Genomic DNA, 18,171 nt, shown 5'->3' with positions numbered 1-18,171 from the left:
CTAGACGGTGGGACGCAGCCGCAGGGCGTCGCCGAGCACGGACAGGACGCGCTCGAGGCGGAACGGCTTGACCAGCATGAGGTCCACGCCGCTGTCGCGCAGGCGCTCGGGGTCGAGGAGGTGTCCCCACCCGGTGATGAGCACCACCGGCGTTTCCGGACGCATGCGCTTGACCGAGCGCGCGACATCCAGCCCCGAGCACTCGGGCAGCGAGAGATCGGTCAGGACCACGTCGAAGGCCCCGCCCTGGAAGCGCGCCAGGCCCGTGAGCCCGTCGGTCGCCGATTCGACCCTGTAGCCGGCGCCGGACAGAGCCTCCACCAGCATGGTACGGATATGCTCTTCGTCTTCGAGCACGAGGATAGAGACGGTTGCGGCGGCGCGAATCTCGTCTTCGGGTGGGTCCTGCATTACGGGCATCGCGGACATCTCGGGGATCGCGGATATCTCGGGAGTCTCGGGCATCACAGGCATCTCGGGCAGCTCAGGCATCACCGGCGTGCGCGACTCCACGGCGTGATCGGGGGCCGCCGGAAACCAGAGCGTCACCGTGGTGCCCCCGCCGTGCTCGCTCCTCACCCGGACACTGCCGCGGTGCCGGTTGACGACCCCGTGCACGACGGACAGCCCGAGCCCGGTCCGGTGCGGGGCGCGCGTGGTGAAGAAGGGATCGAAGATGCGGCGCCGCACGTCTTCGGGCATTCCCTCGCCCCCATCCGACACGTGGATCTCCACGCCGGCGTCGACCCGCCGGAGGGTCAGGCCGATGCGCCCGCCGCGCGGCATGGCGTCCACGGCGTTCAGGATCAGGTTCATCACCGCCTCGCGCAGCGCGGCCGCCTGGCCCTCCACGGGCGGGACCCGGTCGAGGTCGGTCACCATCTCGATCGGCGCCCCGCGGGCTTCGGCCTCGTCCTTCCAGAGCGCGCGCGTCAGCGCGACGGCGTCCTGCACCACCGCGGCCAGGTCCACCGGACCCGTGCCCTCATCCATGCTCGTCGCCGCGAAGCCCTGGAGCCGTCGCACGATGTCGGCGGCTCGCCACGCCGCTTCCTCAACCGCGGCGAGCCCCTCGCGCACGGGTCCCTCGGGGGCGCGCGTCAGCATGAGCTGGGTCTTCCCCAGCACGATGGCAAGGAGGTTGTTGAACTCGTTGGCGATGCCGCCGGCCATGGCGCCGACGGCGCGTGCCTTCTCCGTCTGGACGAGATGGTCCTGGGCCGACGCCATCCCCTCGAAGGCGGTCCTGACCTCGCCGTAGAGCCGGTTGTTCTCCATCCCCAGCGCGAGGAGTGAGGCCAGCACCTGGACGGTGGCTACCTCGTCCGGCGTAAACTCGCGCGCCTCGGGATCCGCGAGGTAGAGCGCGCCCACGGTCTGGTGCCGCAGTCGGACGGGAACCACGAGACAGGCGCGCAGTCCCGCCTCGCGGAGCACATCGTTCTCACACCCATCGCGGCTCTGGATGTCGCGGCACAGCACGGGGCGAAGTGTGTCGAACATCTCGCCGGTCAGGCCGTACCCGGTGTCGGCCCGCCAGGAGCTGAGCACCCCGGCCGGCAGCCCCGAGGCCGCGGCAAGCGACAGGCCCCCCGAACCGGCCGGCACGCCCAACGCGGCGACGCGCACGCCCGCGAGCCGGCAGGCAACCTCACAAGCCCGCGAGAGCATGTCCTCCATCTCCTGGCCCACGAGCACGTGGCCCAGGAAGACCTCGAGCTCACGGAGCCGGCTGATGTGGCCCCCCGTGGTCTCGACGAACTGCCGGTGGGCCAGGGCCGTGCCGACGCGGTCGGCGATCACGAGCAGCAGCAGCACGTCCTGCTCGGAGAAGGCCGGGCGCGGCGTGCGGCGTCCGGCGTAGAGGACCCCAGCCGCGTGCCCGGCCGCGCGGATCGGCACGGCCACGGCGTCACGCACCGGGAAGAGCGCCAGGAACGGGTCCTCGGCGACGCTGACAGCGCCGCTCGAGGAGCGCAGAATCCGCTCGTCCTGGAAGGCTTGGCCGACGAGTCCGTCTCCCGCCTTGATGGAGATGGTCTCGAGGTCGTCGCGCCGGAACCCTCGCCCGGCGCGGGCCACGAGGCGAGAGCCATCGGGCTCCCAGAGGAAGAGCATGGCGCGATCGGCGGACAGCAGCCGCGCGACCCGATCCATGGCGAGGGAGAAGACCTGGGCGGGCTCGAGCCCCGACGACGGGATGGCGAGGATCTCCTGACCGACCGAGAGCGCGTCGCGGACATCGGGAGTGTCGGCGGGGGGAGTGTCGGCGGGGGGCCTGTCGGCGGGGGGCCTGTCGGCGGGCGTGACACCAGGCGTGGGCGGCGAACCGCCGGGCGCCGCCTCCAGTCGCTGGAGGCGATCGGCGAGCGCGTCGAGGCTCCGGCGGACCTCGCCCAACGAGTCCCTCAGGACCTGCGCGCTCGAATCAGGAGACGGCCGCTCGTCGCTCATGGGCAACCCGGCCAGATATTACTGCTACGCGGCGTGCCCGTGGCGAACAAACTTCCGAAGAGCCGGGCCCAGCCCGGAGCGCTACTTGCCTCCGAGCGAGCGGATGTAGCCGACCAGGGCCCAGCGGTCGTTCTCCGGCAGAAACTTCCAGGAAGGCATGGCGCCTCGGCCGGTGCTGAGCTTCCAGAAGATCTCCCCGTCCGACTCGGCCTGGACCCTCTTGGACGTCCAGTCTGCGGGCTTGGGATTGAGCGCCGCCGCCGCCGCCCCGTCACCCTTGCCCTTGGCGCCGTGGCAGGACACACAGTTGACCGCGGCCACCTTCTTGCCCTGCGCGACGGTCGCCGCATTTGCGGGAAGCGGGTTCTTCTTCGCCTTCTCCGCCGCCGGCGCCTCCCACGCCCCCTGCGCCAGCACAGGAGCCGAGGGGCCAAAAGCCACGACCACGCCTGTCGCGAACGCCGCTACCGCTGCCGCCTGCCTCACAACCTTGCGCATATCCAGTCCTCCAAGACCTCCGGTGGTTGGCAAGACCTCCGGTGGTTGGCAAGACCTCGGTGGCCCGGCACCCCGTCGGAGCCTTAGTGAGAAGATTCACAAACCCGCTACTCCAATATCATCACGCCCATAGGACGGTCAAGCCAAATGACTCATTCACAGCCGATCGGGCCCTGTGCTATCTTCCGGCACCATGGCGGACGAGCCGGGACACGTGGTCGCTGTCGTGGGCGCCGGCCCCGCGGGGCTCTTCGCGACCCGGGCCCTGGCCGCCGCGGGCTGCCGCGTCCTGCTCCTCAACCGCGACATCAAGCCCGGCGGGCTGGCCGAGTATGGCATCTTCCTCGACAAGTACAAGATGAAGGGCGGGCTCAGGCGCCAGTTTCAGAAGTTCCTTTCCGACCCGCGCGTCACGTACCTGGGCCATGTGCCCGTCGGACCCGACGGGCCGCTCACCGTCACCCAGCTGCAGGGCCTGGGCTTCGACGCGCTGGTCTTCGCCATCGGCGCCCAGGGCACCAAGTACCTCGGCGTCGAGGGCGAGCGGCTCCCGGGCGTGTATCACGCCAAGGACCTCGTCTACCACTTCAACCGGCTCCCGCCCTTCGCCGAGCGGGAGTTCCCCATGGGGCGCCGGGTGGCCATCGTCGGCGTCGGCAACGTGATGGTCGACGTCGCGAACTACTGCGCGCACTACTGCGACTGTGACGAGATCGTGGCGATCGCGCGGCGCGGCCCCTTCGAGAAGGCGTACGAGGACAAGGAGTTCGAAGATATCGAAGACGCCTTCGACCGCCCACTCTACCGCCGGGAAATCGAGCGCATCCGCCCGCGCCTCGAAGCTGTGGGCCAGAATCCTGACGACCTCCTGAAGGCCCTTGCGGTCAAACCCGAGCCCACCGAGCCAACGAGGGCGCGGCTCCGGTTTCGCTTTCTCGCCTCACCGAAGCGCGTCATCGCCGAGGGCGGTCGCGTCGTTGCTCTCGAGGTCGAGGAGACGCGGCTCGAGCGCAAGGGCGAGCGCATCAACGCCGTCGGCACCGGTGAAGTCTCACGCATCCCCTGCGACACGGTGGTCTTCGCCGTCGGCGACCGGGTGGACGAACGGTTCGGGCTGCCGTACAAGGAAGGCCTCTACGTCACCGCCCCCGGCGCCGAACACGATCCTGCCGCGGCGTACCAGGTCTGGGATCCCGAGCAAGGGCAGCCGCTCGCGGGGACCTTCGTTGTCGGATGGGCCCGGCGGGCCAGCGACGGCGTCGTCGGCCGAGCCAAGCTCGACGCCGAGACGGGCATCAAGCACGTCCTCGCCTGGCTCCAGGCCCGGCCCAAGCGGCCCGCTGCCGAAGCCCTGCGCGTGCTGGACGCGGTCAGCGCCGCGCTCCAGAAGGCCGGGGCCTCGCCGGTGACCTACGCGGACGTCCAGCGGATTGAAACCGAGGAGCGCGCCCGCGCCGCCCTAGCCAGCGTCGAAGAGCTCAAGTTCAAGAGCGACGACGAGATGCTCGCCCTGCTCCGCCGCTAGCGCCCCTCGCGCGTCCGGCTCTGGGCGTGGGCCAGCGCCAGCAGGAGCCCCGCGCCGACGCCGTAAGCCGTTGCCAGCGCCAGCGCCCCGCTGCCTCCCGCCGACCACGGCCGGAAGAGCGCGCCGCTCGGCAGTGGCGAGTGTATGAGCCCGAAGAGCGTAGCGGCAGCGCAGGCGGCGAACACGGCTGCCGCGCGCCCGAGGCGGCCGTCGATGATGGACGCCAGCGCCCACCCCCACAAGAGCGCCGTCACGATGAAGCCGTTGCCGAGGACGAGGAGATGCTGGAAGGCCGCCTTGCCCTCGCTTGGCAAATCGCCCGGGCTCCGGCCCACCGACGCCAGGAAGCTCGTTACCTCGATCAGCACGAGGGCCGCGACAGCGGGGATGAAAGACACTGCGACGGCGGCGGCATGGCGAGCCGGTGAGGCGACGAAGGCCTGCGCCGTGATCTCGAGACCGACGAAGATCAGGATGGGCGCGACGGCAGCCTCCGGCAGCACGCTCACGAGGACCGAGACCGCGCCCACCGCCCCGCCCACGCCGATGACCAGCGCGGTCGCCAGCGTGTAGCCGGCGCGCGCGCCCATGGCTTTGTACGCCGGATGCCCGATGTAGGGCGTGTTCTGGATCACGCCGCCGCAGAGCCCCGCCACCGCCGTCGCCACCGCCTCCGTCAGGAGGATGTCCCGCGCGTGGTACTCGTCGCCCGCAGCGATGGCGGACTCGGTGTTGTCGATGCCCCCGATCACGGTGGCGATCGCGAAGGGCGCGGCGAGCGGCAGGTACGGCAGCGCGGCGCCGAAGGCGGGCACCCACGACAGCGTCGGCCACGGGATGGCCGGGGCGAGCGCCGCAGGGGGCGCCGCGAGCGAGGCGGGCCCGGCGCCCCACGCCGCCCGCAGCCAGAACACCGCCGCGCCCGCCGCGACCGCCGCGAAGGCGCCGGGCACGCCGCCCGGCAGTCTCACACGTCCCACCAGCGCGACGAGGACGATGGTCAGCGAGGTCACCCCGACGAGCGGATCGGCGAAGACCTTGAGCGCGGGCAGGAAGGCGACGAGCAGGATGGCGACCCCGGCGATCGATCCCAGGAGGGCCGCGCGCGGCACGAGCCTGCGCACCCGGTCGCCCGCGAAGGCGAGGACGAGCTTGAGCGCGCCCATCGCCACGGTCACGCCCATGCCGACTTTCCAGGCGAGTACCGGGTCGCCGGTCAGCAGCATCACGGGACCCAGCACGCCGAAGACGATGCCGAAGAGCGAGGGCGTGTCGATCCCGAAGGGCATCGCCGTGACGTCGTCGCGTCCGGTGCGCCGCATGAGACGGATGGCGAGCGCGGTGTAGACCAGGTCACCGACCAGCACGCCGGCGGCCGTGCCGGGAACCATGCGCCCAAGGACGAGGTCGGCGGGAAACTTGAACACCCCGATGAGCAGGCTCGACAGGATGACGAGCTGGGTCGTGTTGTCGAGCGCCAGCCCGAAGAACGCGTTCCAGTCCCCGGGAGCGAGCCAGCGCGGGGAGCGGCGCCGGGACGGCACCGCTAGGCGGGTCTTAGCGAACTATCACGCGTAGCCTCGCTGACGAGGCCGCGCACGCGGTCGGCCAGAGACCGGCACCAGGCCATGCTACCGCGCCCGGCCGCCACGTCGTCGAATCCGAGCGCGATCTCGGAGGAGAGGTGATCGCCGACCTTCACGCGCAGGCCGTAGCTCGTCCCTTCGCGGGGACTTTCAGTGTCCAGCGCGCACTCCGCGCGGAGATCCTCCCGCTTGGCGTGGGAGATGGCGAAGTTCTCGAGCCACCTCGCGACCTCGTCGTAGTCACCGCCGCTGAACATGGACGCCCTCTAACATTCCCCGACTAACATTCCCCGACTAACATTCATTGAAGCCGCAGGACAGGCACTTCTTGCAGCCTTCTTCGTACACCAAGGTCGCCTGCCCGCACTCCTTGCAGAGGTCCCCCACCCGGCGCTGTCCCGCCGGCGCCGCCGCGTCCGCTTCCGGCTCCTGGGGGCGTCCTAATCCGATGTGCTCGCCCAGCGTTCGCGCGAGCGCATCCGGCAGGGACAGGATCTTGGCGGCGCCGAACCCGGTGGGCTGGCCGCCGCCGATCCGCGAGAGCTGGCTGACGACCTCCTCGAGGCGCCGTTGGGCCGAGAGCGGCGACGGCAGCCGGAGCACCAGCGAGATCAGCCGGCCGAGCGCCTCGGCCACGGCCATGGTGTCCGAGCCGGCCTTGCCGACCTGGACGAACACTTCGAAGGGATCGCCGCCCGGCGTCTCGTTCACTGTGATGAAGGCCGTGCCGATCGGAGTCTCCATGCGGTGCGTGGCACCCGAGAGACTGTGGGGCCGCGGCTTGACCACCCGGTCGCCCAGCCGGTCGCCCACCCGGTCGCCCAGCCGGTCGCCGAGCGCGCCGCCGGCGTCCTGAAGCGCCGCGCCCTCGCTGCCGACCCCCACGTTGAGCACCTGTCCGCCCCCCTTACACCCGTCGCGGAAAACCGTGATGCCCAGGCAACCTTCCCGCCACGCGAGGAGGTACGCCTCCGCGACGTCGGAGTTGGGCGCCTCGGCAGGCAGGTTGATGGTCTTCGACACGCCGTTGTCGGTGTGCTTCTGGAAGGCCGCTTGGTGGCGCACGTGCCAGCTCCAATGGATCTCGTGCGCCGTTTTGAACACCGCGCGCGCCTCCTCGGGCACGCCCGGGATGCCGTGGAGCGAGCCGCGACGGGCCACCTCGCTCATGAGCGCGTCCGAGAGGAAGCCGCGCTCCCGCCCCAGCCGCTCGAAGCTCTGGCTCACGAACGGCAGCACGCGCTCGCCGTCAACGCCCTTGACCCGGTGCTCGAAGGCCAGCGCGAAAACCGGCTCGATACCGGACGAGCAGCCGGCGATCATGGAGATCGTGCCGGTCGGCGCGATCGTCGTCACCGTCGAGTTCCGGAGCGGCCGGCCGTCGCGGTAGATGGACCGGGACCAGTTCGGGAACGGCCCCCGCTCCTCGGCAAGCCGCGCCGACTGGTCGTGCCCCTTGTCCTCGACGAAGGCCATGAGCCGCCCCGCCAGGTCGAGGGCCTCCTGGCTGTCGTAGGGAATCTCGAGCGCGAAGAGGAGATCGGCCCATCCCATGATGCCGAGGCCGATGCGCCGGTTGGCTTTGACCGTAAGGTCGATCTCCGGCAACGGATAGGGGTTGACCTCGATGACGTCGTCGAGAAAGCGCACCGCGAGACGAACGACACGCTCCATCTCTTCCCAATCGACTGCCCACCGCCCGTCCCGCTGGCGCGCGAACCGGGCGACATTGAGCGAGCCCAGGTTGCACGCCTCGTTCGGCAAAAGAGGCTGCTCGCCGCATTGATGGAGCACGAGGCCGTTGGCGACGAAGGAATGGCTCTGGGGTTCCGTGAGGTCATAGACCGGTCGGACCCCGGCAGAATCGATCGCGACGACCGGGTCGGAGAACCGCTGCATGTAGAAACCGCGATAGCGGACCGCGCCCAGGCGCTCCTGCTTGCGTCCAATGAAACCTACACTCTGGCGAAAGGCCTCCCGGGACTTCCCGAAGATGCCGAGCTCGTACAGCACGCCGTCCGAGCCATACGAACGAACTTCTCCGCGAGATGAAGTGTAGGAGAAGAGCCCTTCGCGGGGCGGACGCGACCGATCGAAGATACGGCTCCTGATGCCGAGGTTCAGGAGGAGGATCTGAACGCCACGGAGCAGCTCACGGCTCTTCGACGTCAGCGCGATCCACGAGCTGTTGGTCTGTGGATTGTCGCGGAACGTCCCGTCCGCCGTGAAGAGCCCCTGGAGAAATCCAATGACGGCCTCGCGCGGCGCCCCGAGCAGCGAGGCGGGCACGGCGCTCGAAGCCGCGCGGACAGGCAGGACCCCCAAGCCGCGGAAGAAGTCGACGAAGAACTTGCCGTGGTATGAGACATGCCACACGCCCCGCGCGCGCTCGACAGCGCGCGTCGGGTGACCATACCAGCCGTCCACAACCTCCTGGATTCGGTCTCGTATCTCCACGTCACCGGCGCCGAAGCTGAAGCCGACCCGGCAGTTGCGATCCCCTGCCCTGAGCCAGCCGTCACCGACAAGCCACCCGAGCACGAGGCCGAGGTCGCGACTCCACGCGGTCGGCAGGTTGTGGCGGTACACGCGGCCGTTTCGGCCCTTGAATTCGCGGGAGGTGTCGAACGGGAGTCGGTCGTTGGACGCGAAGACCCCTGGATCACTCTGAATCCAGACCCGGTCCTCGCCGATCGCCAGCGAGCCCGCCTCCACCCAGCCTCGATCCGTCATGAGCCGATGGTCCGGCGTACAGACGAGCTCAAAGCCCGAATGCGTACGGATCCGCACCGTCGCTCGCTCCCCGGAGGGAAACGCCCGACTGATTGGGAGGCATCCGTCACCATAGGAGGTCAGGGGCACGTCGTGAGTGCCCTCCCAGAGCATAAGCCGCTCCGGGAGAAGCCGGCCGTCCACCATGACCGCCACACCACCCTCGCGGTAGCGGGCGACCAGCTCATCCATGCGCATAAGCCCGCGGTCCGTCGCCACGAGCGCATCGCCGCTGATGCATGGGTTGGTCGCCTCGATCTGCCCCGCCTCCGGCGTGGGGTTCGCCGGGCTCGCGTTGATACGGTCGATGAAGACGAGCCCCGGGTCTCCCGTCCGCCACGCGGCGTGGACGATGCGGTCGAAGACCTCGCGCGTCGAGAGCCTCCCGACGCAGAGCCCAGTCCGCGGGTTGACGAGGTCGTAGTCCAGGCCCGCCTCGAGCGCCGCCATGAACGCGTCGGTGATCGCGACCGAGATGTTGAAGTTCGTGATGCCGCCGTCGAGCTTACACTCGATAAACTCGAGGATGTCCGGGTGGTCCACGCGCAGCACGCCCATGTTGGCGCCGCGCCGGGTGCCGCCCTGCTTCACCGCCTCGGTGGCCGCGTTGAAGACGCGCAGGAAGGAGACCGGGCCCGAAGCCCGGCCGCCCGTGGAGCGGACGAGGTCGTTCTTGGGCCTGAGGCGCGAGAACGCGAACCCGGTCCCGCCTCCAGACTTATGGATGATCGCGGCGGCCTTGACCGAATCGAAGATCTCGCCCATGGAGTCGCCGATCGGGAGCACGTAGCAGGCGGAGTACTGGAGCTGGTTGTCCCTGCCCGCGTTCATGAGCGTCGGCGAGTTGGGCAGGAACTGCCCCTCGACCATCATGTCGTAGAAGGCGGCGGCGACCTCTCCGACGGCGGCCGCGCTCCGGCCGAATCGCTCCTCCGCCCGCGCGATGGCGGCGGCCACCCGCCAGCACATCTCCTCCGGTGTCTCGGCCACCTGCCCGTCGTAGCGGGCGAGGTAACGCTCCCGGAGGACGCGCAGGGCGGGTTCCGACCACCGGCCGGACTTGGAAGGTCTCGCCATGACCGCCATGGAAGCCAGCTTAACACAGGAGAATCACAAGCTTGACTCTTTGCCTCGCATCCATAGAATGGGGGCACCGCGAGAGCCAATGACCCCGTCCAATCCGTCAGCCGAGCCCCAATGGACCTGCTGAGGCGCTACCGTGTCGGCGTCGTCCTGTGCCTCCTCCTCGTCGGCGTCGGCGGCGCCGTCTGGTACTGGACCCGCGCTCGGACGGCCGGCGCCGTCACCCGCAACCGGCCGGACCCCGTCGTCGGGGTCGTCTCCCCCCAGCGGCGCGACATCGAGGTCAAGCTCTCCTTCACGGCGGACATCCTCGCGGCCAAGCAGGCGGCGATCTTCTCCAAGGTGTCGGGCTACATCCGGAAGATCTATGTGGAGAGGGGCGACTTCGTCAAGGAAGGCCAGCTGCTGGTCGAGATCGACGACCAGGAGCTCCGGGCCTCGGCCGAGCAGGCCCGGGCGGCGCACCTGTCCTCCCAGGCGGGTCTCGAGGTCGCACGGTCCACCCTCGAGGGGCACAAGGCCAATCTCGAGAACCAGCGCGCGATGCTGGCCCGCGCGCGCGCCGTCGCCGCAAACGACGCCCGCCAGGCCGACAGGATGCGGACGCTCTTCGAGAAGGGCATGGTCTCCGCGGTGGACTGGGACAATGCCCGCACCAACGCCGACTCCTCGCGCGCCTCGACGGACGCAGCGGGGGCGCAGCTGCGCCTCGCGGAGGTGCAGATCATCACTCAGGAGAGCCAGGTGCGTCTGGCCCAGGCGCAGGTCGAGACCTTCCGAGCGGCGCTCTCACTCGCCCAGGCGAATCTCGGCAACACGCGGCTCTCCGCCCCCTTCGCCGGATACATCGCCCAGCGCAACCTCGACCCCGGCGCGGCCGTGAGCGCGCAGTCCTCGGGCACGACAAATACCTCGGTCGGCATCCTGCTCGTCCAGGACATCTCGAGCGTGAAGGTCCAGATCGAGGTGCCCGAGCGTGACATCGCCCGCGTCAAGGTCGGCGCGGACGTGCGCGTGACAGCCGACCCGTACAAGGGTGAGGTTTTCGCCGGCTCCATCGCGCGCGTCGTCCACAACCTCGACCCTCGCTCGCGCACCATGGGGATCGAGGTGGACATCCCGAATCCCGGCACCAAGCTCAACCCCGGCATGTTCGCGCGCGTCGAGGCCGTGGTCGACACGCGCACGGGCGTGTTGACGGTGCCCATGGAGGCGCTGCGCGTGGGCGACGGCAAGCCGTCGGTGATGGTTGTCCGGAACAACGTCGTTGAGCCCGTGGCGGTCGAGCTCGGCGCCGCCGACGCGCGGGGCGTCGAGGTCGTCAGGGGCCTGGCTGCCGGGGACCAGGTCATTCTCCAGGGCAAGGACTTGGTGCGCCAGGGCCAGAAGGTCCGCACTGTCCCCGCGAGCGGCGGCCAGTAGCCCATGTGGCTGACCCTCGCGGCCATGCGGAATGCCATCGCCGTGCTGATGGCGTCCTTGGCCATCGTGCTCCTCGGCGCGACATCCCTGAACCGGATGCCCATCGATCTCTTCCCCAACATCAACTTCCCGCAGATCCAGATCGGCACCGTCTACAAGGGCGCCAGCGCCCAGGACATCGAGCGCAGCGTCACCTACCCCCTCGAGAAGGCGGTCTCGGCCGTCGCCAACGTCAAGCACGTCGAGTCGCGCTCGCGCCAGGGCTTCTCGCTCGTGATCGTGCAGTTCGGGTGGGGCACCGACATCGACGCGGCCTTGACCGAGGTGGTCCAGCGGATCAATCAGATCATCAACACCCTGCCCCCCGGTGTCCAACAGCCCTTCATCGTCAAGTCGGACCTGTCGAACATCCCGGTCTGCGTCGTGACGGTCTCGGGCGGAGGCCTCGACGAGCGCGCCCTGTATGACCTGGCCTACAACACGATCGAGCCTCAATTCGAGCGCCTGCCGGGCGTGGCCTCGGCGAACGTGGATGGCGGGAAGATCCGGCAGATCACCATCAATCTCGACCGCGACCGACTCTACTCGAAAGGTCTCTCGGTCAACGAGGTCACGAAGGCGGTCAACGACGCCAACTTCCTCCTGCCTTCGGGTGACGTCAAGGTCGGCAGCTTCGACTACAACGTCTTCACCAACAACCAGTTCTCCGTGGTCCAGCCCATGGAGGACATCATCGTCCGCCGAACCGGTACGACGCCGATCCGGCTCCGCGACGTGGGGCGTGTCGAGGACTCGGCGGAAACGCAGGTCTCCATTGTACGCGTCAACGGCGAGCGGTCCGTGTACCTGCGAATCAACAAGCAGCCGGGCGCCAACACGGTCGAGGTCGTGGATGCCGTCAAGGCGACCCTGCCGAAGCTCTTCGGCGTTCCCCCGGGCGTCAACATCAACCTGAGCTTTGACCAGTCGACCTACATCCGGCAGTCGATCCAGAGCCTCTGGCACGAGGCGACCGTCGGCTCCATCCTGGCCTTCCTCGTGATCCTGGTCTTCCTGCGCTCCTTCGTCTCGACCATCATCATCTCGATCGCCATCCCGCTGTCGCTCCTGCTCACCATGATCGCGATGTACTTCCTCGGCCAGACTCTCAACATCTTCACCCTCGGCGGGCTCGCGCTCGCCGTCGGCCGCCTCGTGGACGACTCCATCGTGGAGCTCGAAAACATCAACCGTCACCTCGACATGCCGGGCACGCCTCGGCGCAAGGCCGTGCTCGACGCCGCGCGCGAGGTGGCGATGCCGATCTTCGTGTCCACCATCACGACCATCGTCGTCTTCCTGCCCACGGTCTTCCTCGAGGGCCAGGCGCGGCTCCTCTTCATTCCACTGACCTTCACCATCTCCTTCTCGCTCTTCGCCTCCTTCCTGGTCTCGCGGACGGTCACACCACTCCTCTGTCTCCAGTGGCTCAGGAGCGAGCACGAGACCACCGAGCACCGCGGCCTCAGGGCCCGCCTCGACAAGGTCTTCGCGTGGAGCGGAAAGATCCTCGACCGGCTCGACACCTTCTATCAGCAGAGCCTCGAGTGGAGCCTCGACCACCGCCCGGCCCTGATCGGGGCGATCCTGGCCATGGTCGCCTCGAGCCTCGTGCTGCTGCCTTTCGTCGGCACCGAGTTCTTTCCGCCCTCGGACGAGAGCCAGTTCCGCATACAGCTCAGAGCTCCGGTCGGGACCCGAGTCGAGGAGACGGAGCGCATTATCCAGAAGATGGAGCAGATCATCCGCTCGACGGCCAAGCCGGGAGAGATCAAGACCGTCGTCTCATCGATCGGCGTCCCGGGCGGGCGCTCGGGGCTCTTTTCCCAGAACACCGGCCCCCACGCCGCCCAGCTCCAGATCTATCTGAACGACCCGGATAAAAGGGAGCGAAAAGACACGCAAATCTTCGCCGAGATCGCACCCAAGCTCGCCGGCCAATTCCCCGGCACGACCTATTCCGTGCAGTTCGGCGGCATCGTCAGCCGGGTCATCAACTCGGGCGCGCAGCAGCCGATCGAGATCGAGCAGCTCGGATATGACCTGCGGGACGCCAGGGACACGGCCCGCCAGGTCGTCCGGACCATCCAGGACGTGCCGGGAGTCACCTTCCCCTTCATCAGCCGGGAGGAGAACTATCCGCAGTTCGACATCGTGGTGGACAGGGAAAAGGCGGCCATGGCCGGGCTCAGCCAGCGCGACATAGCCCAGGCCGCGCTGATCTCGCTCAACAGCAACGTCAGCCTGAACCCGTCTATTTTCACCGATCCCCGGACCGGCAACCAATACAATGTGGTCGTGCAGCTCGACGAGCCGTTCCGCTCCACGCCGGAGGATCTCTCCCGCCTGTTCGTCATGGGCGACGGGGGCCGGCCGGTCCTCCTGGGCGCCGTGGCCGAGATCAAGCAGGGCGTCGGCCCCGTCATGATCGAGCGCAAGTACCAGCAGCGGCTCATCAAGATCAACGCGCAGCCCGGACCGGACCGGGACCTGGGATCCATCGCCCAGGACATCGAGGATAAGCTCCGGGCCATGCCCGTGCCGCCGGGCTTCACCTTCCAGCTGGGCGGCCAGATCCAGCAGCAGCGCGAGGCCTTCAGCAGCCTCAAGTTCACCTCGCTCCTCGCGATCATCCTCGTCTACATGGTCATGGCGTCCCAGTTCCGCTCGCTGCTCGACCCCTTCATCATCATGTTCTCGGTGCCGCTCGGGATGATCGGCGTCATCTGGGCGCTCTTCCTCACGCGGACCACGCTCAACGTCACGTCGTTCATGGGCATCATCATGATGGTCGGCATCGTGGTCTCGAACGGCGTGCTCCTGGTCGAGTACACGAACGAGCTCAGGCGCCGCGGCCTTGGGCTCCGCGAAGCCGTCATCCGTGGCGGCAGGACGCGACTCCGCCCCATCCTCATGACCAGCCTCTGCACCGTGGCCGGCCTGCTCCCGATGGCGCTCGGCATCGGCACCGGCAGCGAGGCCAATGCCCCGCTCGCCCGCGCCGTCATCGGCGGGCTCACCGTGTCCACCGCGCTGACCCTGCTCTTGATCCCAACGCTCTACGCCATGCTCGAGGAGCGCTTCCCGCGTCGGATGGAGGACGCCGAGGCAAGCCGGGCGCTTCGGGGAGAGATCGCATGAGAGCCCCAGCTCTCGGGCTGCTCACGGCGCTCGGCCTCCTGGGCATCGTCTGGCTTGCGCCTCCGGTTGACGCACAGGCCCCGACGCCACCCGCGGTACCTGCGACGCCAGGACAGCCTCCGTCCCTCATCCTGACCGCGCCCACCGGCCCCGACGCGCCGCGGCCGGGCACCGGCGCCGTACCCGGGCTCACGCCGACCACGCTCCAGCAGCTGCCGCGCGAGTATCTCCCCGCTCCAGACGGCATCCGCCCCTTCCCGAGACCGACGGAGGCGCAGCAGGTCCTCACGATGGAGGACGCCGTCAAGATCGCGCTGGACAACCAGCCGCAGATCCTCGCGAAGATCGGCGACTACCAGGCGCAGCTGCAGAACATCGCCATCCAGCTCGCGCCGCAGCTGCCGCAGCTGTCCGGACAGTGGGGCGGGAAGTGGGACCAAAGCCCGAGCTCGGTCCGCAACGTGACCGTCCAGTCGCGGTCACTCAACACCAGCGCCACGGTCACGGCCACGCAGCTGCTGTGGGACTTCGGCAAGACGCTGGCCGCGACGGACGCGGCGCGCGCCGGCGCCAAGTCCTCGGCCGAAGACGTTGAGATCCAGAAGGAGGAGACGGTCAGGCTCGTGAAGGAGGCGTACTACGGCCTCGCGCTGAGCAACCGCCTTGTCCAGGTGCGCCAGGCGCAGCTGGACCGCGCGCTCGTGAACCTGCGCAGCGCCAAGGGCTTCTTCGACGTGGGCACGCAGCCCAAGTCCGCTGTCACCCGCGCCGAGGTGGACGTCGCCAACGGCCAACTGGATATCATCAAGGCCGTCAACGCCGTCAACATCTTCCGCCTGACGATCAACCAGTTCATGGGCATCCCGATCAACACGCCCACCGAGATCAAGGACAACCTGACGTACGAGCACGTGGAGTTCGAGCCCAAGAACCTCCTCAACGAGGCCTTCGCGCGGCGCCCCGAGTACCGCCAGATCAAGGCCCGGTACGAGCAGGCGGACTTCTTGGTTAAGCAGCAGTTCCGCAACTTCTTCCCGGACGTCAAGGCCCAGGGCACCTACGGCGCCGCCCGCTCCGACATGAACGAGACCTACAACTACGGGCTGCAGCTCAACTGGACCATCTTCGACGGCGGCGGGAAGATCGCGCTGTACAAGCAGGCCCAGGCCCAGCGCGACGCGGCCCAGGCGCGCGTGCGCGACACGGAGCTCACGATCTGGCAGCAGGTCGAGGCCGCCTTCGTCACCGTCCAGCAGCAGGAGGAGGCCATCGGCGCGGCCCAGAAGGCCGTCGAGTCCGCCGACGAGAACTTCCGGCTGAGCCAGGGACGCTTCGACGCCGGCGTGGCCAACATCATCGAGCTGACCGATGCTCAGCTCGCCCTGACCACCGCCGAGTCCAACGTGGCGCAGGCGCTCGCCGACTACAGGATCTCGATCGCCCGGCTCGAGCGCTTCATGGGCCGACGCTAGCAGCCTGCGGATGTCTTGGCAGGCTTCCGGCCGGCGGGTCCGGCGCTAGGAATAAAACGCCCCGCGCGGTAGTCTCATGACTATGAGCCGTCGCTGGTTGATCCTCGGCGTGTTCGTCGTGCTGGCCGCGGCGGCCAGCGGGGCGTGGTTTTACACCCAGGGCCGGGGCAGCACCCCCAAATTCCGCACGGCGAAGACGGAACGCGGCCCCATCACGGCCACGGTGTCGGCGACCGGCACCCTCAATGCCGTCGTCACCGTTCAGGTCGGCTCCCAGGTCTCGGGCCAAATCAAGGAGCTCTTCGCCGACTTCAATTCCCAGGTCAAGCGCAACCAGCTGGTCGCCCGGATCGATCCCGAGATCTTCCAGGCCAAGGTCGCCCAGGTCAAGGCCCAGCTGGAGGCCGCCAAGGCCAATGTGCTCAACCAGCGGGCGGCCGTCGAGAAGGCTCGGGCCGATGTCGCCAACGCCCATGCGGCCCTGGCGGTGGCCAAGGCGCAGACCGCCAAGGCACAGGTGGCGGTGCTCGACAGCCGCCGCGACCTCGGGCGCAAGCGCGACCTGAAACAAAAGGGCTTCATCGCCCAGGCCGACGAGGATTCGGCCCAGGCGGCATATGACTCCGCCATCGCCCAGGCCGACTCTACCAAGGCCCAGGAGGACGCCCAAGCCTCCATGATTCGCTCGGCTGAGGCCCAGCTGCGCGTCGCCGAGGCCCTGCTCCAGACGGCCGCGGCCAATGTCGGCCAGCAGCAAGCCGCCCTCAGGCAGTCGCAGGTCGACCTGGACCACACGGAGATCCGGGCGCCCGTCGACGGCGTGGTTGTCTCCCGGACCGTGGACGTCGGGCAGACTGTGGCGGCGAGCCTCCAGGCTCCGACGCTCTTCACGATCGCCCAGGACCTGACGGACATGCAGGTTGACACCAACGTGGACGAGGCCGACGTCGGGCGCATCCGCGTGGGGCTCCGCGCCACTTTCACCGTGGATGCCTACCGCGGCCGGACGTTCTCGGGCGAGGTCATGCAGGTGCGCAAGGCGCCCCAGACCGTCCAGAACGTCGTCACCTACAACGTGGTGGTCTCGGCGCGCAATTCGGACGGCAGGCTCCTCCCCGGCATGACGGCCAATGTCCGCCTCGTCGTGGACCAGAAGGACAGCGTCCTCAAGGCGCCGAACGCGGCGCTCCGCTACCGGCCTCCAGGTGAGGCGGCCGAGACTCCGGCCGCCGCGGGCGCCGGGCCGTCGGGGGCGCAGGGCACGCCGCCTTCCCTCGAGCAGATCCGGGACCGGCTCGTGAAGTCGCTCGGCCTCACCCCCGAGCAGCAGAAGAAGCTCGAGCCCATCCTCCAGGAAGGCCGCGACAAGTTCCGGGCCCTCATGACGCGCAACCCGACCGAGGGCGAGCGCCGCATCGAGGGCCAGAAGATCCGGGAGCAGAGCCGTGAGCAGATCCGCGCCATCCTGACCCCGGACCAGCGCGGCAAGTACGACCAGCAGGTGGCAGAGCAGGCCGGCGGCCGGGCAGCAGCAGGCAGTTCGGGGCGCGTTTGGATCCTGGGCCCCGACGGCAAGCCCGCGGCTGTCACCGTCCAGCTCGGTATCTCCGACGGCAACTTCACCGAGATCGTCGGCGGCGAGGTCAAGGACGGCCAGGATGTCATCACCGGGGCGGGCGAGCGGCCGGGCGCCCCACGGCCGGCCGGCGGCCCGCGCCTCTGATCCGGATTATGCGTGAACACATGCGCCACCCTCACCCCGACCCTCTCCCCCTCCGAGGGAGAGGGAGCCGTTTCGATCCCCTCGCCCCCGGAGCGACTGTCTTGTTTGTCAAGCGGATTCTGGTTGCCATGGGCGTTGGTCTCGCAGCATCGCGTTCAGGATGGTGAGGAGCTTGCGCATGGCGGCGGTGAGGGCAACTTTTTTCGGCCGGCCGGCCGCGGTCAAGCGCTGATAGAAATGGGCGATCGCCGGGTTGAAGCGGACCGCGGTGAGAGTGGCCATATACAGCACGCTACGCACCGCAGGGCGGCCCCCGGCGATCATGCGGCGGCCACGCCAGTGGCCGCTCTCTCGGTTGAACGGAGCGACACCGACCAGGGCGGCGATCTTGCGGCGATCCAGGTGGCCCAGCTCCGGGAGGTCGGCGATCAGCGTGTACGCCGTGATATCGCCAAC

At 68.8% G+C, this 18,171-nt stretch carries 11 protein-coding genes; 5 read left to right on the top strand and 6 right to left on the bottom strand.

The window, feature by feature from the left end; genetic code table 11:
• A complete protein-coding gene (locus Q7W02_01990) occupies positions 1–2,454 on the bottom strand; it encodes a GAF domain-containing protein (protein ID MDO8474960.1) in 2,454 nt (817 codons plus the stop codon).
• An 81-nt stretch (positions 2,455–2,535) separates the two neighbouring features.
• Entirely contained in the window at positions 2,536–2,952 is a 417-nt protein-coding gene (locus Q7W02_01985; protein MDO8474959.1) for a cytochrome c, read from the bottom strand.
• 214 nt (positions 2,953–3,166) lie between these two features.
• Here Q7W02_01985 and Q7W02_01980 point away from each other — a divergent pair, with 214 nt between their 5' ends.
• Positions 3,167–4,477: an FAD-dependent oxidoreductase gene (locus tag Q7W02_01980; protein MDO8474958.1), complete on the top strand. Its 1,311-nt coding sequence runs from the start codon at positions 3,167–3,169 to the stop codon at positions 4,475–4,477.
• Here the strand turns inward: Q7W02_01980 and Q7W02_01975 are convergent.
• Genes Q7W02_01975 through Q7W02_01965 form a run of 3 tightly spaced genes read right to left on the bottom strand, consistent with a single transcriptional unit; the run spans position 4,474 to position 9,912 of the window.
• Entirely contained in the window at positions 4,474–6,021 is a 1,548-nt protein-coding gene (locus Q7W02_01975; protein MDO8474957.1) for an MFS transporter, read from the bottom strand. The genes Q7W02_01980 and Q7W02_01975 overlap by 4 nt on opposite strands.
• A gap of 2 nt (positions 6,022–6,023) precedes the next feature.
• Complete coding sequence (locus Q7W02_01970) at positions 6,024–6,320, bottom strand: hypothetical protein (GenBank protein MDO8474956.1); 297 nt, start codon at positions 6,318–6,320, stop codon at positions 6,024–6,026.
• 37 nt (positions 6,321–6,357) lie between these two features.
• Positions 6,358–9,912 (bottom strand): ribonucleotide reductase N-terminal alpha domain-containing protein, encoded by a 3,555-nt coding sequence (locus Q7W02_01965; protein MDO8474955.1) that lies wholly within the window; start codon positions 9,910–9,912, stop codon positions 6,358–6,360.
• Between the two features lie 120 nt (positions 9,913–10,032).
• Between Q7W02_01965 and Q7W02_01960 the strand changes: the two genes are divergently transcribed.
• The 4 genes from Q7W02_01960 to Q7W02_01945 all read left to right on the top strand — a co-directional run bounded on the left by Q7W02_01960 (position 10,033) and on the right by Q7W02_01945 (position 17,715).
• Positions 10,033–11,340: an efflux RND transporter periplasmic adaptor subunit gene (locus tag Q7W02_01960; GenBank protein MDO8474954.1), complete on the top strand. Its 1,308-nt coding sequence runs from the start codon at positions 10,033–10,035 to the stop codon at positions 11,338–11,340.
• A gap of 3 nt (positions 11,341–11,343) precedes the next feature.
• Positions 11,344–14,520, top strand: coding sequence for an efflux RND transporter permease subunit (locus Q7W02_01955; GenBank protein MDO8474953.1), 3,177 nt, complete (start codon positions 11,344–11,346; stop codon positions 14,518–14,520).
• Positions 14,517–15,992, top strand: coding sequence for a TolC family protein (locus Q7W02_01950; protein MDO8474952.1), 1,476 nt, complete (start codon positions 14,517–14,519; stop codon positions 15,990–15,992). Before Q7W02_01955 ends, Q7W02_01950 begins: the two co-directional genes overlap by 4 nt.
• Before the next feature lie 82 nt (positions 15,993–16,074).
• Positions 16,075–17,715 carry an efflux RND transporter periplasmic adaptor subunit gene (locus Q7W02_01945; protein MDO8474951.1) on the top strand — a complete coding sequence of 547 codons (1,641 nt, stop codon included), beginning with the start codon at positions 16,075–16,077 and terminating at the stop codon, positions 17,713–17,715.
• Between the two features lie 108 nt (positions 17,716–17,823).
• On the opposite strand, the gene Q7W02_01940 is transcribed toward Q7W02_01945, so the two are convergent.
• The coding region (locus Q7W02_01940; protein MDO8474950.1) for a transposase at positions 17,824–18,171 on the bottom strand (348 nt) is incomplete at its 5' end.

Source organism: Candidatus Rokuibacteriota bacterium (genome assembly GCA_030647435.1).
Lineage (GTDB): Bacteria > Methylomirabilota > Methylomirabilia > Rokubacteriales > CSP1-6 > AR37.
The sequence above is the reverse complement of the archived record's forward strand: the minus strand, read 5'-3'. Positions and strand labels throughout refer to the sequence as shown.